The following is a 25,992-nucleotide window of genomic DNA, read 5'->3' on the forward strand; positions in this document are numbered from 1 at the left end:
TCCATTAAATTACAGCAAAGCGGCCAATAAACTTTTCGTTGTTTTCCCCCAAAATTTGTAAAAGATAGATTCCGGGAGTAAGGTTCTGCACAGGAATCTTAAATATACGGCTCCAGACTTTTTCGTAGCGCGAAACATGAACGGCTTTGCCCTGGGCGTCTATAATGGTGATATCCACATCCCGGTATCCCTTGTGCTGCAATTTGAATTCCAGCAGTTTTGATACCAGCGGATTGGGTTGTATGATTACCCGGAGCGTTTCGGCTTCTTCCAGCCGCGCTTTCTTCGAGTTTTCCACCAGCCTGATTCGCCGGGGACTGAGGGCAAGCACGGCATGCATCCTTTCCATCTGGTTGTAGGTGAAAATATTCATGCAGCGGTCCGGAGAGTAATCCATGTAATTTTCAATCATATTGAGAGTGGCGGCTCCGGAACAACGCGAATAAACGTCATTGCAACCGCTGGTGTTGGAACTTTCGGCCTTAGGGGTGTCTGCACAATAGTCATCTCCGCAGCGTTCATCTCCCCAGATATGAATAAGCCCGAACCAATGCCCGACCTCGTGTGTAGTCGTGCGCCCCTTGTTGTAGTTGTTGGTTTCTACGGCGCCCACATCGCCAAAGCTTCTGTAATCAATGATCACGCCGTCGGTCGTTGCCCGGTTTTTATCCTGGTCGTCAAGACCCGGTATGCCTGTAACGGAAGGAAACTGCGCCACACCGAGATAAACGCCGGAAAGTGTACATACCCATATATTAAGGTATTCGTCGGTAGGCCAGCTGACAATATCTGCGATCAATTGCTCGTCTCCATAGGGATTGAAGGTGCTTTTCTGGCTATAGTAATGCCGGGTGATGCCATTGGTTGCAGATCCGTCAGGATCGAGCTCGGCCAAAAAGAATTCTATCCGGGTATCAACGCCGACCGGGTCTGTATTATAGCCTGGAGTTCCTGCCTGTTTCCTGTAATCCTCGTTCAATATCCTGACCTGGCTCAAAATCTGCTCTTCCGAGATATTGGGGTTCCCCCGCCCTCCTATTTTGCCTGATGACTGATTGTGAATGACATGCACCACAACCGGTATCCGGATGATTTCGGTATCATTTACCCGGAGATTCCGCCGGTTTCTGACCACTTCGGTGATCCGCTCATTGATTGCCCGGAGTGGGTCGGAAGCCATTTTTTTTCCTTGCAACCCGAAATGATAGGCCTCCATTGTGGCGCAGCGCCTGACGGCAGTGTCCGCAGCCAGCTGTTGCGCGTAAGCACCCGTCCCTGCCAGGAATTGCGCAACGGACCAAAGCAGAATACACGCACCATACCCCCGTCTAGTCCTCACTTTTCTCATAAGCTGCCAGAATACTCTTTACCAGTTTGTGCCGCACCACATCAGAGCTATCCAGTTCAATGAATGCAATACCCTTTACCTTGCTCAGGATATGCAGGGCATCGATCAGGCCGGACTTTTGATTCTTGGGCAAATCAACCTGCGTCCGGTCGCCGGTGATAATCACCTTGGAGTCCGGGCCCATGCGGGTAAGAAACATTTTCATTTGCATGGAAGTCGTATTTTGGGCCTCATCAAGCAAGATGAAAGCGCTTTTAAGCGTACGTCCGCGCATATAGGCCAGCGGTGCAATTTCTATGGTCCTGGCTTCCAGGTACTGTTTCAGTTTATCGGCCGGGATCATATCGTCCAGTGCATCATAGATAGGCCGCAGGTACGGGTCTATTTTCTCCTTGAGGTCTCCTGGTAAAAAGCCCAGGTTTTCACCGGCTTCCACGGCCGGCCGGGTGATGATAATTTTCTTCACCGCCTTATTGCGCAGCGCCTGGACAGCCAGGGCTACCGCCGTATAGGTTTTCCCGGTCCCAGCCGGGCCTGTAGCAAATATCAGGTCAAACTTGCCGGCCGCCTCCAGCATCTTAATCTGGTTGGCGGTCTGGGCTTTGATAACCAGTCCTTTGTTCCCGATTAAAATGATGTTTTTATCGATGAGAACCTCCGTCTCCAGGGCGTTAGGCCCTTCCAGCATGTAGCTTTTGATTTGAGTAGGTGTGATACGACCGTATTTATGAAAGTGCGCGATCAGTGATTCGAGGATTTCGGATATCCTGCTGATTTCCGGTTCAGCTCCCCTGACCCTGATTTCGTTCCCCCGGGAGATTAATTTACTTTGGGGAAACGCAGATGATATTTCTTTGATATTGGCATTTTGAACGCCTAAAAAGTCCACCAGCGGGATATCTTCGAGTGAAATGATTTTTTCGAGCAATTGAATAGTGTTAAATGTTTCCTAATCCTGGCAAAATTTAGTAAATTATTACGCACAAACAAGGGAGAAAGGCGAGCAATTCATTTCCTTTCCTCACAATTTCCTGTTTTACAAGATGCTAGTCGGTCAATTAAAATAAAGTTACGGAACGGTGTTTTTCCTCTCCTGTGATATCCCTAATATTGCATTAATATGGAACAGAACAGGACAGCAGACCCGGCAAGGCATCAGTTTCAGGGCAGGGCGGGCAATCGTTTTTCAGGGGGTGATCAGGCTCCCGGGAAGCTGCCGCCGCAGGCACTTGAATTAGAGGAGGCCGTATTAGGCGCGCTAATGCTGGAGAAAGATGCCCTTTCGGCTGTTGCTGACATTCTGAAGCCGGAAAGTTTCTACAAGGAAGCCAACCAGCGCGTGTTTCGCGCGATTATCAACCTGTTCGCTGAATCCGAGCCGATTGACCTGCTGACGGTGACTTCCAGGCTCCGGTCTTCCGGAGAACTGGCGCTGGTGGGCGGGCCCGGCTATGTGACGGAATTGACCACAAAGGTTCATTCTGCTGCCAATATCGAAGCCCATGCCCGTATTATTTCGCAAGCCGCGATAAAGCGCGAGCTCATCCGGGTGTCTTCCGATATTCTCAGAGACGCTTATGAGGATACGACCGATGTCTTTCAATTACTGGACCGGACCGAACAGGCGCTTTTTCAGGTCTCAGAGTCTAATATCAGGAAAAATTATGTAGACATGCGTTCGTTGATGAATATTACCATCAATGAACTGGAAGCGAAGAAAAATCAACCCGACGGCCTCACCGGAGTCCCCTCGGGGTTCAGTGCGCTGGATCACCTTACGTCCGGCTGGCAACCAAGTGAATTGATTATCCTGGCGGCGCGCCCCGGGATGGGGAAAACGGCTTTTGTACTCTCGACCATGCGGAATGCCGCGGTCGATTATAAAAAAGGAGTAGCGATTTTCTCGCTGGAAATGTCGGCGGTCCAGCTGATGAACCGTCTTATTTCTGCCGAAGCCGAGATAGAAGGTGAAAAAATAAAGAAAGGAACGCTGGCGCCGCATGAATGGCAGCAGCTCCACTCCCGCATCAACAATCTTGCCAATGCCCCTATCTTTATAGATGACACCCCCGCCCTTTCGGTGCTTGAATTGAGGGCGAAATGCCGCAGGCTCAAGGCACAGCATGATATCCAGATGGTAATCGTCGATTATCTCCAGCTTATGACAGCGGATACAGGCGGTAAGGGCGGCGGAAACAGGGAACAGGAGATCGCGATTATCTCGCGGTCACTGAAAGGACTTGCCAAAGAACTCAACGTGCCGGTGATTGCGCTTTCACAACTTAGCCGGGCAGTTGAAACCCGGGGTGGCGACAAAAAACCCCAGCTTTCGGATCTCCGGGAATCGGGGTCCATCGAGCAGGATGCCGACATGGTAATCTTCCTGTACCGCCCCGAATACTACGGGTTCAGCCAGGATGAAGCCGGGAATTCATTGCTTGGCGTAGGCGAAGTAATCGTAGCCAAGAACCGGGCCGGTTCGCTCGATAACGTCAGTTTACGGTTCATCGGGCGTTACACCAAATTTGCCGACCTGGATTCCTTCTATGAAGCCGGCGCCCCTGCAAGTGGCGAACGCAGCTTCCCCGCTTCTGACAGTATCGGCAACTTCGAAAGCAGTGCTTCCATGAGTACCTTCAGAAGCAAAGCAAACGATATTGGTGATTTTGACCTGAACAACCCGAACGGCGACGCCCCCTTCTGATTGCGCTGTACGAGGAGAAATTCTATGTTGCATTCAAATACGCAAATCTCAGGGGCATCATTCAGGCCTGTCTTTACCCCATATCACCGTTGAAATATCTTTTAGTACGCTAAATACCGGCACACCGCCAGGAATACTTCCAAAATATCATTCACAAAAAATGCTCAGCGGGATCCGGTGAGCATTTTTTGTGGGGAATATTCCCGGATAATTGGAATAACCGGCGGGGAAAATAGTGTACTTACGGGAAGCCTGTGTAACGCCCTTCAGATAGCGAACAAAAAGCAGTACCTGAAAAAGTCAAAAGAAACGATTAATTTTTACTTTAGTTAAACCTATGTAAATAACTTATTAATAGATAGTTACAAACTAAATTTATGAGTAAGAGAAAACAACATCCGTAAATAATTTATATAACAACTCAATTATGGCGAATCTGTATCATATCCGGACCAGCAACGCTACGCTTTCTACGTGATGGGTATTGGGAAACATGTCCACCGGCTGAACCTGCTCGACGCGATATTGCGACGACATCATTTCAATATCCCGCGCCTGTGTGGCAGAATTACAGCTAACATAAACAATACGTGACGGCGCGGCATTTAGCAAAACCTGGACAACCGGGGCGTCCATGCCGGCGCGGGGTGGATCGGTAATGACAACATCCGGCCGGCCATGCTTCGCGAGAAAATCAACAGACAACACTTCTTTCATGTCGCCGGAAACAAATTCGGTATTAAAAATATTGTTGTTGAGTGAATTAGTCCGCGCATCAACCACAGCAGCTTCGATGTATTCTACTCCAATTATCTTGTTAGCAAAATTAGCAACAAAATTAGCAATCGTCCCTGTGCCTGTATAAAGGTCATAAACTAACTCCGATCCGGTTAGCCCCGCGAAGGACCGGGCCACCTTGTACAGTTCAAGCGCCTGTGCGGAATTCGTTTGGTAAAAAGATTTCGGCCCCACCATAAAAGTGAGGTTTTCCATTTGCTCCCGAATAGTTTTCGAGCCTGAAAAATGAACCGGCTCCTGGTCCTGGTAAGAGTCGTTCCCTTTGGTATTAATAATATAATAGAGCGAAGTGATCGCAGGGAATCGCTCTTCCAGGAAATGCATCACATTTGAAATTTCTTCGGCCCTGTTTTCTGCAAACTGGACAATCACCATCGTCTCGCCCCTATTCGAGGTACGGATAATCAGGTTTCTTAAAAAACCCTGGTTGTTGCGCAGGTCATAGTATGAAAACCCTTGTTCTTCCGCCCACTGGTGCAGTTCGTTTCTTATGAGATTGGACGGGTCCGATTGCAGCCGACATTCGCGTACAGCGAACACTTTATCGAAGCGCTTCGGAATATGAAAACCTAAGGCGTTACGGCTGAAGCTTTCTCCGGATGTGATTTCTTCTGTCGTCAACCATCTGCTGTTCGAAAAAGTAAACTCCAGCTTATTTCGGTAGTACTGTAATTCGTCGGCTGCCACGATAGGCAGCATGTTAATGTTCGGAACCTTCCCGATGCGTTCCAGGTGATCCCGTACCTGCCGCTCTTTGAATTTCAGCTGTTCTTCGTACTTGATATTTTGCCAACGACACCCGCCGCAAATATCAAAATGCCCGCAAAAGGGCTCCGTGCGTATCGATGAGTACGCATGTATTTTAATAACCCTTGCCTCCTGGTAGCTTTTCTTTTTTTTGTAAACTTCCAGATCAACTACGTCCCCGGGCGCCACTTTTCCGTCCACAAACACAATCCCATCCGTTTCTGACTTGTAAATACATCTTCCCTCCGACGCAAAGTCGGTTATCGTAACCGACTCGTAAATTTTCCTTTTCGGCATTTTTGGTTATTCAATAAAACTGGATATTCAAAATAAAGGCAGGGCCGGCTTCCCTCCCTGCCAGGCAATTCCCGTTAGTGCTTACTCTTCTTCGACTAGTTCAATCTGTCCCCTCAGCTCCCCATACGGGAACTTTTCGGAGTCTATCCGTATATAACAATAGTTACTCAACAATTTTTCCCTTTGCAGGTAAGGATCCAGCGATAAACTTCCCGAACCACCATTTTCGGTTATCTCAGAAGAAATATCGGCAATTTCAGGACCGATATCCCAGGGATTCGGGTCTCCGAACGCAATGACCACTTTGGTAGGTTTGACATCCCGGAGCGAAAGATTGTACTTTAGCAGGCCGGTCTCTTTTGAGTATTCCAGCGCGGCGGTACCACTGCCTTCGGATTGAGCCGTTATCGGGACCGTATTTACTGAAAAATTGGCCCGGTAAGATAATGTGTCTTTCAAATGCGGGCCTTCTTCCTTACAACCGGAAAACATCAGGAAAGCAGAAAAGCAAACCAGTAACGTTCGTTTCATGGTGATGGTAAAATGAATTGGTGAATCTTCTGAGAATCAAAAATACCGTGCCAGACCGCGGCACAATTAACGCTTCGCTGATCATATTCCCGGCAAAGGAAGGACTGTTGCTTTAAATTAACAGGAGGTCGTCCCGCTTGATATAAACCAGCTTTCCTTTCAGGAGCACGAGTTTCCAGTGATCGCGCGACGTTAACACCACCACTTTATTCCCCTTTCCGACCGTCCCGGTTACTGCAGACGCCGACGAGGGACGCTCTCTCAGGAAAGTAGGATTATTGGAAACGATCCCCTCATTGTAAAGCGACTCAATATTGAGCAGGACGATCAAACCGAGCAGCGACAAGACCACAATTGCTTTCGGAACAAAGGTAATGTGTTCGTTTTTTTTGTATTTTATAAATAATTCAAACAGAACGTAACCGGTTACGGCGATCATGAAAAGTGAAAGCCACAGACCATATTTTTTCAGATACAGAACAAGGTAGCCCAAGTCATCAAACTTATACCCGGACAGCCTGTTTTTAAGTGCAATTGCCTCCATTTTCCGATAAACAGCTTCGGATGGCGCTTGTTTGGAAAGAACGGTAAGGTAATAAAGGCTCTGCGTAAAATCTCCGTTCAGCTCGGCTATGTAGGCCATTTTAAGCAGCGCATTCGGCAGAAAATGCCGGCTAGCCGAAAGTTGGCTTGTGTACAATTCCTGGGCCGCCATATACTGCCCGATTGCAAAGAGCGAATCGGCCTTATGCAGCGCCTCCTGCCCGCGCAGGTTTTGTCCGGTCATCAGCAGAATGGTTAGAAAAGCACACCAGGTTTTTATCATCATCTCTTGCTCCGCTCCGGATAATACTTGAATTGACTCTTACTTGTTATTTTGCCAGTCCGGCTTCGGCCAACAAAACCAGCAGCATATGTTGGATACCGGCCTCTCCATTTTCATTCAACCACCATTCGTCCAGCGAATGTGCGCCGCCCGCCTTTCCCCCGCTTCCGATCGTAACCGACGGGATTCCCTGGTTTAACGGGATATTTGAGTTGGTAGAGCTTGCGGCAACCATCGGAACCGCGCCGAGATGCGCGGCGGATGCTGCAGCCCGCTGGACCAAGGGGTTTGTTCCGGGAATTGACCCCGAAGGCCGGTCGCCTACTTTTTCTAATTTCACGGTCAGGTCTTCCCCCATTCTTTTTACCGAATTTTCGGCTTTCAGCGCCTTTTCAACGGCATTTCTAAAAATCGCATCCAACCCTGCGAGCCTTTCCGGGCTTTCAGACCGCATGTCTACCTCCAGCCAGCTTTCGAAGGGAATTGCGTTTACGGATGTACCGCCACCTATCATCCCTACGTTGTATGTTGTTTTAACGCCTGACTTTACAAATTCATTGGCTTCATCTGTGAAATAGGCAATGGCCTTGGCAAGTGCGTGGTGCGGGTTTGCCAGGCCGAAAGCACCGTAAGAGTGCCCGCCCGGCCCCAGATAAGCGACCCGGTACCGGATAGAACCAACGGCACTATTCACGATTCCGCCTATTCCAACGCCGTCCAGCGCAATATGGCTATGTATGGGAAAAGTTTTTTGGGCAAATAAATGCTTTATGCCGCGGAGGTCCCCTAATCCTTCTTCGCCGACCGTACCGACGAAGTAAACATTTGCATCAGTTTTAATTGCAGCCCGGTTTAATGCCTTCAGACCAGCCAGGAGCGCTGCCAGACCGCGGGTATCGTCTCCTATGCCGGGCGCTTTGAGTGTATCGCCGGAGAACTTTACCTTTACATCGGTCCCTTCGGGAAATACCGTATCCAGGTGCGCATCAACCACAACATTCCTTTTACCGGAAGTTCCGCGCCGAAGCGCAACCACATTTCCTACCGGGTCCAACCAAAGTGTATCTACTCCCGCAGCCCCGAGCATGGATGCAAAAGCCTTTGCGCGTTCGGTTTCTTTGAAAGGGGGGGCGGGAATTTCCGTGAGGCTAATGTGGTCCCGTCGTGTTTCAGGCTCGAGCCGGGTTATTTCTGTAAACATTTTCTTCACCAGAGGATCTCCGGCAAGCCTGGAAATTTCATTTACATACTCCTTCTGAATGCCAATCCGGCCGGCCGGCGCCTGCTGTCCGTTGGCAATACCCGGGAAAAAGAGCACAGGCGCCGCCACCCTTACAACCTTTTGCAGGAGACTCATGCGACGCGGACAGGTGTATGTTTTGAAGCCATTCTTCAAAAATAGGGAAAGCTGCGGTAACGGTCAAGTATGGCATTGAAGATCAATCGGAAGCAGGGGCATCCAGGGCGCACGAGGGATCTCCCGCTCCCTGCACCCAATCCCTTTTAGAAGACTTTTTATAGCAACAGGAGATCCTTCAGTTCCACTGCGTTCCATTCAGGATGACCATCCGGCAGATGCGCTACCATTGACAACAACAGGTTTGGCGCCGCTCCAACCGGAGGGTCATCCCGACCGCAGTGGAGGGATCTCCCCCTCCCCGTACCCAATCCCTTTTAGAGGACTTTTTATAGCAACAGGAGATCCTTCAGTTCCACTGCGTTCCATTCAGGATGACCATCCGGCAGATGCGCTAGGATGACCGTCCGGGCGTTAGCCTCCGGCTACTATTGACTTCCATCGACAACATTTATTTGTCATTTCTATTCCAAGGTGTTTTCACAAAAAAACTTCTTTCTCAGAATGACCATCCGGCGGTACGCCTCCGGCTATAAAAATGCCGGTTACTACAATCAGTAACCGGCATTTTTATAAATCGAACTGCCTTTCCCGCTCAGGGGCTATAGTATCAAAAAGCCGTTTTTCAGCAATGAACAGGCAAGTGATTGGGTTGATCAGGCCTTCACCGCTGCTTGTATCTTGCGGACTGCCGCAGCAATGTCCTCCATGTCTTTCCGCGATCCAAGCAATGCATTTTGAAGGATCCAAACGGAAGTATTACAGGCCTTCTCCGCTTCCGGGCATGAAACATTGGTATAGTCAACCGATTCCGGGATGGCGTAACACATAAAGCGTTTTTCCCGGAACAGCGGCTGTTTGTATAAAGGGTGCGGGTAACCCATCAAACAAGGTACGCCCTCTGCAGCAAGAAGCTCCACGAACTCTTTCCGGTCGATTCCGAACGCGGCAGCGTCAAACCTTAGAATGAAAAGGTGGTAGCAGTTCAGTGTCTCGCCCACATCGCTTTTCAAAGGCTGAATGCCTTCAATCCCCGAAAGCAATTGCGCCAGGTACCGGCCGTTCTCGTGCCTGATAATGGTTTGCTCTTCCAGCCGCTTCAGCTGTTCGGTTAGAATTACCGCCTGCATTTGCGTAATTCTATAGTTACACCCAGCATTGAAATGGTCGTACCATTGTCCGCCCTCCATTCTTCCGACATTTCTGAGAGACGCCATCATTTTGTACATCTCCTCATCATTGGTCACCACCACACCGCCTTCACCACTGGTCATATTTTTTGACGACTGAAAGCTGAAGCTTCCTGCCTTCCCGATGCTGCCCAGCTTTTTTCCTTTGTATGCGGCACCATGCCCGTGCGCAGCGTCCTCTATCAGGGCGAGCCCATGTCTGTCAGCAATTTCCTTCAGCCGGTCCATGTCGCAGGCCAAACCACCGAAATGAACCGGTACAATGGCCTTTGTCCTGGGGGTTATGGCCGCCTCGACTTTCTCGGGGTCCATGTTGAAAGTATCGGGGCAAATATCCACAAAGACGGGGACTGCGTTGGCTTCTATCACCGTCGAGGCGGTTGCAATAAAAGTGTAAGGAGGTACAATCACCTCGTCGCCAGGTTTTATTCCGCTGGCAATCAGGGCAATCCGTAGGGATACTGAGCCATTTACACAGCTTACCGCATATTTCGTTCCGCAGTACCGGGCAAATGCCTGTTCGAACTCACCGACTTTATCCTGGCAATTCGGGCTTCCCCATTTGCCGCTGCGCATCACCTCTTCAACTGCTTTGATCTCTTGCTCATCGAAAACCGGCCATTCGAAATTTCGTTCAACTGATTTTGGGCCTCCATTACGGGCCAAGAGTTCCTTAGACATGGAAGAATATGTATTTTAATGTAGGAAATTTATCTAATACAGGTATGCCCCTTACTTCCTGGCAATACTCAGCTCATCCTTAATATTTCCATCCGGATCATAACAAACCATTTTCAGCAGGTTGTCCTGAATAACGACGTGCTGGTACAGCGGTCCCCCGGGATAGCGCTTGAGCGCATAAGGCTCATCGGGCCACTCTTCCTGTTTCCCTTCAATGCTGACAGACATCATATAAACCGTCCCTTTGGCATAGTCATCTACCGGTTTACCCGCGTTCATCGGCTTTGTCCTCAGGTAATAATGCATGTGCCCGCCCATCACGATATCAACATGATAAGCGTCGAACAAAGGACCCCATTTTTCGATAATTTCCGGGTAAGGCTCGACAAAATTATAGGGCGGAAAATGAAACATTACCAGTTTCCATTTCGCTTTTGAACCCGAGAGCTGTTTTTTAATCCATTCCGTCTGATCGTCGACCGGGCTGGTTGCATCGATCATCAAAAAGAGCGCATCCCCGTAGTTATAAGCGTAGGTCAGTTCATTGGGAAGTGCTTCCGGGCCATTTTCCGGGTAGCTGAACATCTCACGGTACATCCGGGCGCCCAGCCCGTCCTGGCTGTCGTGATTACCGGGAATGCTCATCAAAGGTTTGGTGGCAAAGGTATTGCCGCTGTAGGCAAACAGCTTGTCCCAATCGTCGCGATGCAGCCCGGTAGAGACAAGGTCACCTGCGATCTGAAAGAAGGCAGCGTCAGGATGCCGTTTCCGGGCTTTCTGAAGCATTTCACCAAAAACGGGCGAGTGGTGGGTGTCGCCGAACCAGATATAGGAAAAATCCTTGGATTCCGGCCTTGCAGTTTCAAAAGAGAAAGTTTCGGACCAGCCATAGTCATCACTGCCGACCCGGTAATGGTATTGTGTACCGGGAAGCAGTCCGTTTATGCCGGCATGATGCCGGTAGGTATAGCGATCATTTCTCAGCAGCCGGTCTTCTATCAAAGTGGGAACGGCTACGATTTCTGTTGTATCTTCTCCCTCTTTCCAATATTGCAGGGCACTTTTATCCACAGTCCGGCCCGTTCTCCAAAGCACTTCCCTGGAGGTCACAGGATCGCCCCGCCACGAAGTAGTTACCTGGTCCGGCCGCGACGACGAAGGAAATGGCGTGTCCCGGAAGGCCTTGATCAGATGGGCCTCCCGGGCTCTTCCGCGTATGGTCGTAAACAATACTTCCCCCTGTAAGTCCGCAGGTACTTCGGTGAGCTTTAAACCGTCCCAATCGTGGTAGGTAAAGGCGCCGGTTTCCATTTTTTCAAAATGCTGTTGTTCCGGGAAAACAGCCCGGATTTCAAGACTGTCCTTTTGGTCGCGGGGGCGAACGCTGATAAAGTAGACGGGGCGGTGTTTGTCAAAACCATTGATCCCGAGATTCACTTCTCCTTTGTCAAAATCTTTCTGCCAGACTTCGTAGGTATACATCTCATTTTTCACCAGCAGCCCGGTTTTTTTAAAACCTGCCGGTTCCAGCCAGAACGGCACCGGCTCCTGGTCTATGTGGCGCATCAGTGAAATCCGTACCGGGACGTTGACGTCGAACACCCAGTACCGCCCGGCCAATACTTTTTTCTCGGTTTCGGTCAAAAGCGTCAGAAGAGAATCCTGCGTCATTGCGTCCATCTGTTGCGGGCTGAAATTTTCATACAGCCTGGTAACAAATTTGTCTACTACCGCTTTTACAGAGGCTTCGCCGGTATCCGCCGGTTTCCGGCATCCTGCGAATAGGAACATGGCTGCTGAAATGCAAGCCCATAAAGAAAATAAAGGCAGAAGAAACCTCCTGCCTTTTACTGAACATTTAAACATAATCTCAATGAATTGTTTCGCGTTTTCAGGGACATTTACTGGTCGGAATCTCCCTTTAAGAGATGCTCGAAATAAGCTTCCAGCACATCAGAATATGCCTTTTTTACCTCGTCATTTTCCAGGCCGCTAATGAGATCGTCCAGCTCCCTGACTGATAATTTATTATTAATCAGGGCTTCCATCAGGTATTTGGCGCGAGAGATCTCCATGTCGTGGCTTAGAAAGGTAGCTTCATGCTCTTAGTACGCTCATTTCTAAATTAAGGCCATTTTTTTTTGAGAAAATACAATTGGTCTCAAAAAATATCCCAGACACGGCCGCGAAACTCCGGTGAACGGACCGGAAATTTCGTGGGTGGTCCGTACCGCCGACCATTTATCCCTAATCCACGAAAACTTCGTTGGGGTCAGCTACAAAGACCCGCGTACTGGTCGTATAATTCTGACCATTCGGGGCCTGGTATTTGAGGTCGGCATAAAACGCCCGGTATCCGGAAGCCGGCAGCGACTGCCTGATTTTTACCACAGGCTTTCTGGACAAACCGACCGGTACACCTGCCCATTTGTCGTCGCGAAAATCTTTGTCTTTGGAATCGGCCGACCACAGGGTAACGCCCAGAAGTTTATCCCGGGTGCTGGTCACGTTCAGGTAAGCGGTCTTTTTTTTCGTTTTCAGGTCCCAGCTGCACTCGGGGTAGTCTTTTTTCCGGAGTGTATGTGCCCAGAACCCTCCCAGCGCCTGGATCGCCTGCTCACCACCGGCAAGGTCATGACCGGCGTTGGGCACGTAATGAAGCAGGTTTTTCCCGGGAATATCCCTGTAATAGTTCTTGATATTATCAACCACCCAGTAGGGGTCATTGGTCCCCATAAAAATCATTTTCGGGACCGTGAGGCGCTCCTTGTACGAATACGGGTCAACCATAGTGGTGATGGCCTTTCCTCCCGGTGTGCTATGCGACTGTGGGATGCCCAGTTTTACATAGTCATTGATTTCGACGCTATAATCGCCCCAGGTTTTGATCTGGTAATCAAGACTTGCCGGCATGTTCAGAATATCAATCACCATGGGGCCGATAGCTTCTACGCGGGCATCCTTGATGGCGCCGGTCAGCCATGAGGTCCACCCCCGCTTGGATGCGCCCGAAACCGTAAACCGGCTGATATTGTGCTGGTATTTTTTCCTGGAAAACTCCTGGACGGCATCCATACCGCGCACCGCGCTTTTTACCATCGGGAACAGCAGGGGCCAGCTAAAATTGTTGTCCTGCTTGAATTTGTGCAAGGTGTAAGAGATAAGCGCATCTTCCCGCAAATCGTCGTAAAGCGGCTGGTTCGGCACCTGTTTGATCAATGCGACCGTTGCTTCATTTTCGTACGCAAGCCGCATAAGGCCCCGGAGCAGCCCGTCATTGGTCTTGGTACTCCAGTTGGGGTCGCCGTTTTTTACCGACCCGCCGGTCACAAAGAGCAATGCACCGTCGTAGGTTCTTTTTTCCGGTGTGATCACCGTGAGCTGATGCTTCCAGACAATGCCCTGCCAGGTTTGGGAGGTCAGTAAAATCTGGTTGACATTCAGACCGTTTTCCGAAAAAGACTCTTTTTCCTCCCATTGGTAGGTCTTGTCTCCATTATTAATATAACTGTCCAATGCTGTTTCAGGAGTGACCTGAGCGGAGACAACCAGGGTTGCCAGGTTCAGGAGAAGCGCGACGACAAGCAGTTTTCTTTTGATGAACATTTGATCGGTGATTTATTGTGAGCATTTATGCCCGACGAGGGGGCAGAGTTGATTAAAGACAATGTGGATTACCAGGGCTTTTTTGTTCCCTGGATCACCCAGGGTTTGGACCAGATGCTATTGGCGGCGCCGTCGTCGCCCAGGGCAGAAAACTGTGTTTTTTCCAGGGTTGCATTTGCCTGGCCGATGTTGTCGGCATTCTGATCCCGCTCAGCCAGGGGATAGTAGAACCTGACCGGCAATACATCCGCCCTGCCTGCGCCTTCCAGCACGGGGTAACCGGTTCTCCTCCAGTCCATCCATGCCTCCGTGGCCATGGACCAGCTTGAGATCCATTTCTGGGTTATTATTTGCTTCTGCGTTCCATCGAAAACGACAAGCGGTTGTTTGATGTATTCGGCATAATTGGAGACTTTCCAGGCTTTAAATGATGCTTCTATTCCTTTATAATAATGCGTTTCTGCGGCTCCGGCATTCCATTTATAAACAGAGGAGGCCTCTGCCAGAATAAAATTAACCTCCGCTGCGGTCAGGATCCTCGCTTTAATCCCGCTCTTGGCATTGGCGAATTCACTGTTTACCCATGAAACATGCGGGTTCCGGGCCGACTGCACACCGGCTCCGAACTGGTTATAAGTATAAGGAATCGATAATTTAATGGGTAGCCCCACGTAGTCGGGATGTTGGTTGATGCTTGAAACCGGGGTACCCGATGGAACCAGCTTGTCGGGTGACATATACCTGACCTTCCTGGCAACGCCGTTGACAACGGTATCTGCGATTCGGTCGGTCCCGGCAGGCAGCGTTGCTTTTACCTGGAGAAAAATCTTCACCTTATTGGCCCAGGCCCCTATTCTCGGATCATTCCGTTCCAGCAGGGCATCCACGAACGTCTGGCACATTTTAATACGCCGGTAGTTGGTGCTGTCGGTATCATACGTAGCATTGGAAGGCCACGAGTCGGCGTTGCTATTGCCGGGGAAACCCAATGTCACGTCATCGGCCGCGTCGAGTATGATCGGGTATTTGGTCGGATCGGCTACGATTTTCTCCACGCCTGCTTTGGCTACGGCGGGAAGCTTTTCGGCAAGACGCATGTAATAGCGGAGCGCAAGGGAATTTGCAAATTTTCTCCATTTCAGAACATTTCCCTGGAAGTATACATCGTAAGTCCCGAGCGTGCTGTTAAAAGAACCTGCGGAAAGGAGCGTGTTGGCCTGTTCGAGGTCAGCCAGTATGCCTTCATAAATTTGCTGCTGCGGGTCGAACGCCGGAAATACAAATTCGGGTCCTCCTTTTTCTCCCTGCAGGGCTTTTGAGTAAGGCGCATCGCCCCAGAGATCGGTTATTAATCCGAACAAAAGTGACTTCATAACCAGCGACACTCCCTGCTGCAGGGGCTGTTCGAGGGCGACTGCTTTGTCATAAACAAATTTGTTATTCCGCAGAATACCGTAATAACCGGACCAGTCGTTGCTGCCATTCCATTCGTAGCTGTTGTGGCCGCCGATCCAGCCGTCCTTCTGGGTATACTGCATCACACCCGCTACGTCCTGGTACCCTAGCCCGACAAACGCGCGGCCTGCTTCGGTCAGAACGGTACTTAACACCATGTTGGGGTTTGCAGCTGACGGATCAGACCCGTTCGGATTCTGGTTCATTTCTATAAGCTGATCCGTACAGGACAGGGCGGTTGAAAGCATCAATGCCATGCCAATTTTATAGATAGTTTTATTCCTTTTCATCTGCGTAATGAGGTTTAAGCGATGAGACATGAGGGGTATTAAACCCCGTGCTGATGCCTGATCAAAAAGTTACGTTAAGCTTCACACCTACCGGAATAACCATCGGGTTCACATTGTAGCGTTCGATACCTTGTTTAAACTGAACGCCGGCGTTGGCATCTGCCTGGGGCTGGTAAGCGTTTTCCGGATCAATATTGATTTTCGCCGCAGTCCACAGAATGACGTTCCGGCTATAAACGGAAATGCTGGCATCCTGGAGCTTCCATGTTTTCATTAACCGGGCCGGTAGTTGGTAGGAGAGCGAGATTTCGCGGAGCTTAATGTAAGAGGCATCAAAAACCGTTGGCTGAATGAAATCCCAGGGATTGGCGGCTGCGTACGGGGCCGGCTGGGTCCCAAGCGTTTTTCTACCGGGATTGATATTTTCACCCAGGTTTTCGACCAAAATGGTAGTTCCATCCGGGCCGGCAGCTTCATACACCCCGGGAATAATAACGCCGCCGTAGGGCAAAACTGCTCCATAGTAGGTCGGGAAGGAGGTATGCTCCGGCGTCGGGTAACCCACCATCGGGAAGACATTACCGCTGATTTTGATCATCGTCTCCTGGTTAGCAACCAGCCAGTCTCTCAGCTCCTTACCCTGGCGGCCTCCGGCATCGATCAGCCGGTCAAGCGCCAGCTGGGTCTGGCCGTTGCTCATGCCGTAGCGATAAGTCTGCGAAACAAAATTTCCGCCATTGCGCCAGTCTATGGTAAAATTCAGCCTGAAGTTTTTATAGGAAACCGAGTTTTGCATCCCCATAATGAATTTGGGATTGAAATTGCCCACTTTGTTTTTGCTGGCCTGTCCTTCTGCTGCCACTTTGTGCAAAGCCCATCCGTTGGAAGCGTCACGCTGCAATAGCGGCCACTTGTAATAGGGTGACTTGGGATCTTCGACTACGGCAATTTCAGGTCCGTAGATATCGCCTATATCCTGTCCCGCGTAAGTCCACGCGCCGCCCTTCGCATCCTGCCAGAAAGTGAAGAAAGGCATTTCGTCGGGCAGCTCCATTATTCGGGTCCGGTTGCGCGTCCAGTTGAAAGCAAGGTCCCAGCTGAAGCTTCCCGCTTTTACCGGGCTGCCGCCAAGCGTAAGTTCTACGCCGCGGCTCCGAAGCAAACCGGCGTTAATGTTTTGCGAAGTATAGCCGGTAGAGGGCGCCATCGCCGTTCCGAAAATCTGGTTCCGGTTGTCTACCAGGTAGGCGGTGGCCGAGAAATTAACGCGGTTATTATACAAGGTCAGGTCTACCCCACCCTCATAGGAAGTCGCTGTTTCCGGTTTGAGGTGTGCATTGAGCAAGCTGCCGGAAGTAGTGAGCCGGGGAACATCACCCCACGCGCCGGCATTCGCCAGTACCTGTTGAAGCTGATAGGCACCGGCGTCGTTCCCCACCTGCGCATAACCGGCGCGCAGCTTTAACATATTGATATTCTGGGAAAGGCCTAGAATTTCATTGGCCAGCACACTCAGTGAGGCGGAAGGGTAAAAGTAGGGCTTGGCACCTGGAAGCGTGCTCGACCAGTCGTTCCGGCCACTGATATCGAGGTAAGCAAAATCTCTGAAACCCAGCGTGGCCATTCCATAAAGGCTGTTGACGCCCCTTTCAAACCTGCTGCTTGAATAATTGAGGTTGGCGGGGAGAATGTTTTGAATCGTGTAGACACCGGGTTCTATCAAACCAGCCTGGCCTTTCGAACCTGCATAAGTGCTGTTGCCATTCTGTCGCCGGATATTTCCGCCCACGGATGCCGATAAACTGAAATCGGAAAGATTCTTTTTATAGGTCGCGAGGAAATCGGCGTTGCTTTCAAAATTTTTCATGTTCAGCACGCCGTAGACGCCTTTGGCATCGTCGGAATAGCTGTTGGCGATTTTTGTTTCGCGCTGTTCATTATAGGTATCCAGGCCGTAACGCAGCATCAGGCTAAACTCATTGGTGATCTGCCAGTCGGCTTTTACATTTCCATACACCCGGTCGCGGACAAAACTGTTGTTCACTTCATAAGCCAGGAAATAGGGATTGTTTGTTCCCTGGAATGGAACTCTTTGCTGGAGGCCGGTCAGGCCCGGCGCCCAGTAATCCCTGAATTCCCGTATGTCCATATGCGGCGACATGTTATAGGCCCACTGTAAGGGGTTGGTACCTCTTTCGCTGGCGGGGCGGTTATTGGAATTGTTACGGGAGAAATCGAGATTGGTCCCAATGGTCAGCTTCTTACTGACTTTGATGCCTGAGTTGATATTCAGCGTATTGCGAAACAGATCCGAATTAGGGATGAGGCCGCGATGGCGCATATTCGCGTACGAGATGCGATAGTTATAAAGGCTGGAGCTGTTGGCAACCGACACCCCGTTGGTGGTCGTAATGGCGGTACGGACAAAGTTTTTGACATTGTCGGGATACGAAACCAGTGGTGTGGGGATCTTTTTTCCGTCATCGTCAAGCGGACTGTTCCATTGGGGCGCCTCATAGCCTTTATCAAGCTCGGCGCCGTATAAAGCGCCCGCAGCTTCCTCGATCAGGCTGTTAAGCGGGTTGGTAAGCGGGTTACCGGAGACCTTGACCGGGATAGCGGAAAACCTGCCCGGACCAAACTTGCTTTGCCATTTCAGAAACTTATAGGGCTTGTCGAAAACGGTATTGGAAGTGACACTGACCGTCATTTTGTCGACGCCCTGGCCGCTTTTCGTGGTAATCAAAACTACACCGTTACCGGCGCGCGAACCATAGAGCGCCGCAGCACTGGGCCCTTTCAGAACGGTTACGTTGGCAATGTCATCGGGGTTGAGGCTCGAAATTGCATTTCCGTAGTCTACCCGGTTGTCATTACCGATCTGGGTGACGTTGTTGAGCGTATTGGCTACCGGTACACCATCTATTACAAAAAGGGGCTGATTATCGTTATTGAGTGAAGTCGCGCCCCGGATCACCATGCTTACGGATGAGCCCGTTCCGCCGGTCTGGTTGATGGTAACACCGGCCACTTTCCCGGACATAGCGTTCAGTACGTTTTCCTGCGAAACCCGGTTGAATTCCTTTCCGTCCACCTTTGCAATCGAATAACCGATGCTCCGCTCCTCCCTTTTTATGCCGAGCGCGGTTACTACCGCTTCTTTCAGTATTTCGGCTTTTTCCTCCAGCCTGATTTCCCAAACGTTACGGTTGCCAATAGTCACCTCGCGGGTTTCGAAACCGATGTAGGACAGTACCAACACCTGGTCAGGACTATCCCCTACCCGAAGTTCAAAATTTCCCGACACATCGGTGGTCGTCCCGATTTGGGTGCCTTTTAACAGAATGCTGACACCCGGTAGCGCCGTGCCGTCCGCCCCGGAAACCACTTTTCCACGCAGGTTCCGGTCCGCGTGCTGAATACCGGGCAAAATTCCGGCCCCGGCTGCGTTTTTGGCAATGGCAGCCTCTACCGACGTCAGGGTCAGGATGCCAATTCCAATCGGAAGGGCTGTTTTCCAGCACTTTCGCAGCAGTTTAAGATTTGTAGTATTTCTTACCATATTATTAATGAAGTAAAAAGGTAATGGTTAATTGTTATGCCTGCATACTATTCGGAGACCATAGCTCCGCCCTGGGTTACACTTTTGATACTACTATTAATCTTAAAAAAAGTACTACCCGTTCGGCAAAGAGTTTAGCTACTTCTATATTCCCGGATCGTGGAAAGTCGACTACAGCTATGAACCGTGCAAATTTTAAAACCAGATGTCATGCCAGGATGAAGTCTTTGTTAACTTGCGTTCAAATCACATCTTGTCTACTGACGTATGCACCCCGGAGAAAGGGAAAATGCGCGCGGCACTGTTAATTTTCTGCTTATGAAGAATTTCTCTTCCCTGTTTTTCTGTCTTATTTTTTTGCCGGGATGGTGTGTTTCCCAATCCCGGAATGTGCTTACAAACGACGGCGCCTGGTGCTGGTTCAGCGATCCGAGGGCCATCTACTCCGGCGACAACCGGATTGTTACAGGTTGGGTAACCAGGGACGGAAGCGTTGAGGCCGCTTCACTCGATCTTAAATCAGGAAAAACTGTTACGAAAACGCTATATCCCCAACTCGAGGTGGATGATCACGATAACCCGGCGTTCCTGAAGCTTTCGGACGGGAATGTCCTGGCCATGTACACCTGGCATGGTGGAAAGAAGGGTGCCCTGGGCGTAATCCAGCAAGTAACGTCCACTCCGGGCAACGTGTCGAGTTTTGGAGAGCCACGTGTTTTTTTGCCCAAAACCGATGAACTCCTGCGGAAATACGTCCGGGAAACTTACACCTACGCCAACCCGTTTTTATTGTCGGAAGAAAACAACCGCGTCTTATGCTTCGGCCGGTGGATAGGCTTTAAGCCCAACCTGATCACTTCCGACGACCAGGGCAAAACCTGGTCAGCACCCAAGGTAATCATTACTTCGAAGGACCTGGACGTAAACAACAGGCCTTACGTGAAGTATTATTCCGACGGGAAATCGAGGATTCACCTGATTTTTACCGACGGGCACCCGGCGTCGGAGCCCCTGAACTCGGTTTACTACTGTTATTATGAAAAAGGGGCCTTCTGGCGCGCCGACGGAAGCCGGATCTGTTCTCTCGACCAACTCCCGTTTCATCCCTCCGACGCGAGTGTAGTGTATAAAGCTTCCAAAGCTGACGGGAAAGCCTGGATTTTTGATGTAGTGGTAAAAAATGACCAACCGGTAATTGTTTACACCCGCTACCCTACCGACACCCTTCACCAGTACTATTACGCGGCTTATACAAACGGCTCCTGGCAACACCGGAAAATAATGGATGCCGGCAGATGGTTTCCGCAAACCCAGCCCGGCAAAAAGGAAAGGGAAGTGAATTATTCGGGCGGAATGACTTTCGACCCCTCTGATCCGGACGTTGTGTATATGTCGCACCAGATCAACGGCCGCTTTGAGATCAGCAAGGGGCGTACAAGGAATTCCGGTAAGACATGGAAGCTCTCGCCGGTAACCAGGAATTCACAGTTTGACAACGTGCGCCCCTTTGTGCCGCGCCTCAGGGAAAGCGGTCAAAAAAAGGTGCTGCTTTGGATGGAGAACAAGAAGTACATTCATTACACCGACTACGACTCGGCCATCCTATATAAGGTGATCAAATAGCGGCAGACTCCAAAGCGCCATGCTGTGCCCGACCTCCCGGACGGCCGCATGGCGCTTTTCTGTCGTTATTTAAAAAGTACAACAAAAAGTGACCCATTATGCCATTTTGTCCTTGTTATATACAAGGAAATAGTATTTTGAATTTTCTGAACAATCAACATTTTTCCACATGTTTTTAAAACTTTGGGCAACGATTCTTTTATAATATTTGGAATATAAAACACAAAGCTCTACCTTAGCTTAAGATTCCGGGTACGTACCCGGAAATATTCCTAAATGCTCAATTAGTAAGGACCATGGCAGAAAAAAAACACTCCAGAAGAGATTTCATCATTAAGAATGCTACAGGTGGTATCGGTGCTTTGTTGGCGCCCACCCTGCTGGCGGCCGGTGGCGCGTCTGCGGCTCCCGCCATCGCTGAAACGTTGTCAAGCAAACCGGCGATTCTTGGTGGAAGTCCTGCCTGGTCGGAGTCAAGATGGCCGAAATGGCCACGCTGGGTCCCCGAAACTGACGAACCAAAAGTACTGGATGTTTTGCGTAGCGGAGTTTGGTCGCGGGCCGGTGTAGTAACCGAATTTGAAAAAGAGTGGGCCGGTGCAATAGGCACCAAAAGATGTCTTGCGGTAGTTAACGGCACCAACGCACTGGTGGTCGCGCTCTCGCAGATGGGCGTTGGCGCAGGCGACGAAGTGTTGGTTCCGCCTTATACGTTTATATCTACCGTTACCGCTGTTTTAAGCAATAATGCCGTACCGGTATTCGTGGATATTGACCCGGCTACCTACCAGATGGACCCGGCCAAAATCGAAGCAAAAATCACGCCGAGAACAAAAGTTATCCTGCCGGTCCACATCATGGGGCTGCCCGTGGATATGAAGCGCATCAATGCGATCGCCAAAAAGCATAAGCTGCTGGTACTCGAGGATGCCTGCCAGGCGCACTTCGCAGAAATCGACGGGAAACGGGTCGGTTCTTTCGGCGACGCCGGGTGTTTCAGCTTCCAGAATTCTAAAAACCTTCCTATCGGAGAAGGCGGGGCGATTGTAAGTAACAATGACCAACTGATCGACAAATGCTTTTCCTATACCAACCTGGGAAATCCCTACGGTACTGCCATCGGGTCAGTCGGTACGGGAAGTTTCATGCAGGGAACCAAATTGCGGTTCTCGGAGTACCAGGCCGCGGTAGGACTGGCCATGCTGAAGCGCCTTGACCAGGAAACAACCATCCGGAACGAAAACGCTGCCTACCTGTCCCAGCTTTTGAAGGACATCCCGGGGCTTGTTCCCCAAAAAACTTACCCTGACGCAACACGGAGCGCATTTCACCTGTATGCCATGCGTTACAATGCCGACGCTTTCCGGGGCCTGAAACGTGACGACTTCCTGAAATCGCTCCGGGCAGAAGGTGTTCCCTGCTCAAGCGGGTACACCCGCCTGAATGTGCAGCCGTTCCTGGCACAGACTTTCGGCACCCAGACCTACAGGAAGATCTATTCCAAAAAAGAGCTGGATATTGCGACTTACAACAAAAACAACCATTGCCCGGAAAACGATAAGCTCTGCAGCGAAGCGGTTTGGTTTACACAGAATATGCTGCTGGCCGAGCGGTCCGATATGGAATTTATAGCGGCCGCCATCAAGAAAACCTATAACAATGCAGACCAACTCAAAGCCTCTCTGAAGTAATGAGACTGACTTGTATCGCCCTCTTAATCTTTGCCTTCCGGTTGCCTGCCTCTGCGCAGGAAACCTGGAAAGTGGGAATAGCCCGTACCAAAATTACGCCGACCGAAAGTGTATGGATGGCCGGGTACGGATCCCGCACGAAACCTTCGGAAGGAACGCTGCACGATCTTTGGGGCAAAGCACTCGCTTTTGAAGACGCCCAGGGGAAAAAAGCTTTGTTTGTAACCACCGATATCCTCGGCTTCTCCAAAGAGGTATCTGACCGGGTAAGGCAGCATCTACAAAACAAGCATGGTCTTTCAAAGGCCCAGATTATCCTGAGCAGCTCCCATACGCATTCGGGCCCGGTACTGTCCAACGCTTTGGTTGACATTTACCCGATGGATGATGCGCAAAGAGCACAAGTAGCGCGTTATACGGCTTATTTTGAGCAGGAAATCATCAGGCTCTGCGAGGAAGCCCTGAAATCAATGAAGCCCGCGAAGCTGTTTTCAGGCAACGGTGTGCTGCGATTCGCGGTCAACCGCAGAAACAACGAGGAGAGCCAGATCGCGGATCTGTTCGAGCTGAAGGGCCCGAGCGATCATGCCGTTCCCGTGATCAAAGTTATGAACCAGTCGAATGAAGTGACCGCGATCCTGTTCGGATACACTTGTCACACCACTGTGCTGAGCTCGTACCTGTTTTCGGGAGATTATGCCGGATTTGCGCAATTGGAGCTGGAAAAGCTTTACCCTAAGGCTACCGCCCTGTTTTTCCAGGGTTCGGCCGGCGACCAGAACCCGCTTCCACGGCGCACCGTGGCCATTGCCAGGCAGTATGGAAAAGAGCTGGCAGCAGCAGTAGAAAGCGTAATCGAGGAACCCATGAACGCGCTGTCTTCCAGGTTGTCAACCACTTATTCTGAAATTGACCTGGCATTTAACCCGGCGCCGACACGCGAGCAGCTGGAAAAGAAAGTGGCCGCTACTTCAGGATATGAAAAAAGATGGGCAGAGCGTATGCTGGACAAGGTAAAGAAGAATGAGCCGCTCATGAAGTCCTACCCCTACCCGGTCCAGGTCTGGATGATAGGCGAGCAGCCTGTTTTCAGCCTTGGTGGCGAAGTTACCGTAGAATATACGGTTAAGATCAAGGAGATGTTCGGTAAACACGTTTTCGTGGCCGCTTACACCAATGACGTGATGGGGTATATTCCCTCGCTCAGAGTTTGGAAAGAAGGGCGCTACGAGGGAGAAACCTCCCAGATGGTTTACGGTTTACCGGCCAAATGGCACCCCTCCATCGAGTCGTCCATCATGAAAGAAGTGGCTGACCTGAGTAAAAAAGCCGGCGTTCCGACGCGTTAGTAATTGCCTATCACCCGACATACCTTTTATATGAGTTTAATTGCCAAACGATATTATTCGGGATTTCCCAGGGCGCATGATACCTATAATGCGCTCTCGGCTGCCAGTGACGGGAAAGTTTATTATATCCTTTCTTCGGATTCGATAGAACAGGGCGGCCAGATGTATGCGTTTGACCCGGCATCCGGCCAATCGGTGCATATCGGTGACCTGACTGAAATATGCGGAGAGAAAAATGGGGCGGCTGTCCCGCAGGGGAAAAGCCACGTACGTTTTTTCGAGACCGGCGGTAAACTTTATTTTTCTACCCATGTCGGTTATTACCAGCTGATAGACGGGATGGACCGGCTCCCCGTTTCGGCGCCGGAAGGGTACGCCTTGTACCCGGGCGGCCATATCCTGTCGTACGATCTGGCCGGCGGCGGCTTTGAGAGACTCGCCTTACTGCCTGACGGCGAAGGCATGGTATCTATGACCATGGATACCGACAGAAAGCAAATTTATGGCATTTCCTGGCCTACCGGGCAGTTTATCCATTTCAACGTGGTTACCGGGGAGCTCAAAAACCTGGGTAAAATATCAGGAAACGGAGAAGCCGGAACACCCGGGACGGATTTCAGAACACTTTGCCGGTCGCTTGTGGTAGATCCAGGGGACGGAACGGTTTATTTTTCTGTGGCTGAGGGGGATATCCTTACATACCATCCGGACCGCGGGACATTGGAGACGCTTGCCGACGTGGACCTGAGACTGGATTATTTCGGCAAATATGACGCCACGCGCCCGGGCAGCATGGGTTACAACTGGAGGAAAATTTTCTGGTACGAAAAAGAAAATGTGGCCATTGGCGTCCACGGCAACTCAGGGTATCTCTTCCGCTTCGACCCCGTGGCAAAACGGGTTGAAATTATCGACCGGATCACCTCCCTGCCCTCTAAAAAATCGGGAATGTTTGACCAGTTCAGCTATGGGTACCTGGGTTTTAAACTCGGTCCCGATGGCGAAACGCTGTACTACCTTACCGGCGGGCCGGTTTTCAGGGAGGGAAAAAGGGTCAAAGGAGCCGGCGAGATCGCGAAGGGCGCTGCAAAAGGTTTGGAAAACCTGCATCTCATTACTTTTCACCTGCCTTCGGGTACGTACACGGATCATGGGACGGTCCAATATGAGGATGGCGGAATTCCAACTTACGTGAATTCAATAGCGATAGGCAGCGACAACCGGATCTATACCCTGGCCAGATTTGAGCAGGATGGTAAGATCATCGAAGATTTGATTGCATTCCCGAACCCGCTCTGAGCAGGGCCGGAATCCCAGATATTGATACCAAGTTAACCCCAATTAATTTAATTGCCTGATTCCATGAAGAAGACTACTGATGAGATCCTCTGGCAAAGATACCGCGATGCGGATCAAGCAGCCTTCACTGAATTGTCGCGCCGGTACTACCGCAAGCTGTTGCACTACGGCCTTAAGTTTACGCCTAACGTGCAGCTGGTGGAAGACGCGATCCAGGAACTGTATATTCATTTGTGGCTTTACAGAAATACCATCAACCAGACGGATTATGTGAAGTACTACCTGATGAAGGCGTTCCGGCATCAGCTGTTCAAGATGTTCCGGAAGCTGAAAACTACCACCGAGATCAGCGAGGTCAGCGAATTCGCATTCTTTGAATCGTCTTCGGAAGATACTTTCATCGAGATGGAATCCGACAGAATAGCCAATTCCCAGGTTCAGCAACTGATCTCCACGCTCTCGCCCAGACAGCAGGAAGTTATTTATCTGCGGTTTTTCCATAACTTGGGCGTTGAAGAAATCGCGTCACAGCTTAGTATTAACCCGCAATCGGTAAGTAATATTATTCAGAGAGCGTTTCACAAGGTAAGAGAGATGTGGCCTCAGAACCCCATCGTTACTTATGCATCCTAATTGGT

Annotated in this window: 19 protein-coding genes; 6 read left to right on the top strand and 13 right to left on the bottom strand. The window is 50.4% G+C overall.

Annotated elements, in window-relative coordinates; translation table 11 throughout:
* Positions 1–4 precede the first annotated feature (4 nt).
* Positions 5–1,339, bottom strand: coding sequence for a M43 family zinc metalloprotease (locus tag ABD852_RS02750; RefSeq protein ID WP_345026481.1), 1,335 nt, complete (start codon positions 1,337–1,339; stop codon positions 5–7).
* A complete protein-coding gene (locus ABD852_RS02755) occupies positions 1,329–2,276 on the bottom strand; it encodes a PhoH family protein (protein WP_345026482.1) in 948 nt (315 codons plus the stop codon). The genes ABD852_RS02750 and ABD852_RS02755 overlap by 11 nt, the downstream gene beginning before the upstream one ends.
* A gap of 192 nt (positions 2,277–2,468) precedes the next feature.
* Between ABD852_RS02755 and dnaB the strand changes: the two genes are divergently transcribed.
* Positions 2,469–4,052: a replicative DNA helicase gene (gene dnaB, locus ABD852_RS02760; RefSeq protein WP_345026483.1), complete on the top strand. Its 1,584-nt coding sequence runs from the start codon at positions 2,469–2,471 to the stop codon at positions 4,050–4,052.
* Between the two features lie 441 nt (positions 4,053–4,493).
* On the opposite strand, the gene rlmD is transcribed toward dnaB, so the two are convergent.
* The 11 genes from rlmD to ABD852_RS02815 form a co-directional block, all read right to left on the bottom strand.
* On the bottom strand, positions 4,494–5,894 hold the full coding sequence (gene rlmD / locus ABD852_RS02765; RefSeq protein ID WP_345026484.1) for a 23S rRNA (uracil(1939)-C(5))-methyltransferase RlmD: 1,401 nt from the start codon (positions 5,892–5,894) through the stop codon (positions 4,494–4,496).
* 81 nt (positions 5,895–5,975) lie between these two features.
* Positions 5,976–6,425: a CHRD domain-containing protein gene (locus tag ABD852_RS02770; RefSeq protein WP_345026486.1), complete on the bottom strand. Its 450-nt coding sequence runs from the start codon at positions 6,423–6,425 to the stop codon at positions 5,976–5,978.
* A gap of 112 nt (positions 6,426–6,537) precedes the next feature.
* The gene (locus ABD852_RS02775) at positions 6,538–7,212 is read right to left on the bottom strand and encodes an SH3 domain-containing protein (RefSeq protein ID WP_345026487.1); all 675 of its coding nucleotides are present in this window, start codon (positions 7,210–7,212) and stop codon (positions 6,538–6,540) included.
* 85 nt (positions 7,213–7,297) lie between these two features.
* Complete coding sequence (locus ABD852_RS02780; protein WP_345026488.1) at positions 7,298–8,608, bottom strand: M20/M25/M40 family metallo-hydrolase; 1,311 nt, start codon at positions 8,606–8,608, stop codon at positions 7,298–7,300.
* Between the two features lie 63 nt (positions 8,609–8,671).
* Positions 8,672–8,806, bottom strand: coding sequence for a hypothetical protein (locus ABD852_RS02785; RefSeq protein WP_345026489.1), 135 nt, complete (start codon positions 8,804–8,806; stop codon positions 8,672–8,674).
* Positions 8,807–9,264: 458 nt separating this feature from the next.
* Complete coding sequence (locus ABD852_RS02790) at positions 9,265–10,479, bottom strand: DegT/DnrJ/EryC1/StrS family aminotransferase (protein WP_345026490.1); 1,215 nt, start codon at positions 10,477–10,479, stop codon at positions 9,265–9,267.
* A gap of 51 nt (positions 10,480–10,530) precedes the next feature.
* On the bottom strand, positions 10,531–12,270 hold the full coding sequence (locus ABD852_RS02795; protein ID WP_345026491.1) for a purple acid phosphatase family protein: 1,740 nt from the start codon (positions 12,268–12,270) through the stop codon (positions 10,531–10,533).
* A 110-nt stretch (positions 12,271–12,380) separates the two neighbouring features.
* Positions 12,381–12,554 carry a hypothetical protein gene (locus ABD852_RS02800; RefSeq protein WP_345026492.1) on the bottom strand — a complete coding sequence of 58 codons (174 nt, stop codon included), beginning with the start codon at positions 12,552–12,554 and terminating at the stop codon, positions 12,381–12,383.
* A 172-nt stretch (positions 12,555–12,726) separates the two neighbouring features.
* Complete coding sequence (locus tag ABD852_RS02805; RefSeq protein ID WP_345026493.1) at positions 12,727–14,085, bottom strand: PhoPQ-activated pathogenicity-related family protein; 1,359 nt, start codon at positions 14,083–14,085, stop codon at positions 12,727–12,729.
* A 68-nt stretch (positions 14,086–14,153) separates the two neighbouring features.
* On the bottom strand, positions 14,154–15,830 hold the full coding sequence (locus ABD852_RS02810; protein ID WP_345026494.1) for a SusD/RagB family nutrient-binding outer membrane lipoprotein: 1,677 nt from the start codon (positions 15,828–15,830) through the stop codon (positions 14,154–14,156).
* Between the two features lie 61 nt (positions 15,831–15,891).
* On the bottom strand, positions 15,892–19,392 hold the full coding sequence (locus ABD852_RS02815) for a SusC/RagA family TonB-linked outer membrane protein (RefSeq protein WP_345026496.1): 3,501 nt from the start codon (positions 19,390–19,392) through the stop codon (positions 15,892–15,894).
* A 318-nt stretch (positions 19,393–19,710) separates the two neighbouring features.
* Between ABD852_RS02815 and ABD852_RS02820 the strand changes: the two genes are divergently transcribed.
* From ABD852_RS02820 to ABD852_RS02840, 5 genes are all read left to right on the top strand, one after another.
* Positions 19,711–21,015 (top strand): BNR-4 repeat-containing protein, encoded by a 1,305-nt coding sequence (locus ABD852_RS02820; protein WP_345026497.1) that lies wholly within the window; start codon positions 19,711–19,713, stop codon positions 21,013–21,015.
* A gap of 296 nt (positions 21,016–21,311) precedes the next feature.
* Positions 21,312–22,706, top strand: a complete 1,395-nt coding sequence (locus ABD852_RS02825; RefSeq protein WP_345026498.1) for a DegT/DnrJ/EryC1/StrS family aminotransferase — start codon at positions 21,312–21,314, stop codon at positions 22,704–22,706.
* A complete protein-coding gene (locus ABD852_RS02830; RefSeq protein WP_345026500.1) occupies positions 22,706–24,055 on the top strand; it encodes a neutral/alkaline non-lysosomal ceramidase N-terminal domain-containing protein in 1,350 nt (449 codons plus the stop codon). Before ABD852_RS02825 ends, ABD852_RS02830 begins: the two co-directional genes overlap by 1 nt.
* A 30-nt stretch (positions 24,056–24,085) precedes the next feature.
* Complete coding sequence (locus ABD852_RS02835) at positions 24,086–25,354, top strand: hypothetical protein (RefSeq protein ID WP_345026501.1); 1,269 nt, start codon at positions 24,086–24,088, stop codon at positions 25,352–25,354.
* A 63-nt stretch (positions 25,355–25,417) separates the two neighbouring features.
* Complete coding sequence (locus tag ABD852_RS02840) at positions 25,418–25,987, top strand: RNA polymerase sigma factor (RefSeq protein WP_345026502.1); 570 nt, start codon at positions 25,418–25,420, stop codon at positions 25,985–25,987.
* Positions 25,988–25,992 lie beyond the last annotated feature (5 nt).

It is taken from the genome of Ravibacter arvi (genome assembly GCF_039540405.1).
Classification (GTDB): domain Bacteria; phylum Bacteroidota; class Bacteroidia; order Cytophagales; family Spirosomataceae; genus Ravibacter; species Ravibacter arvi.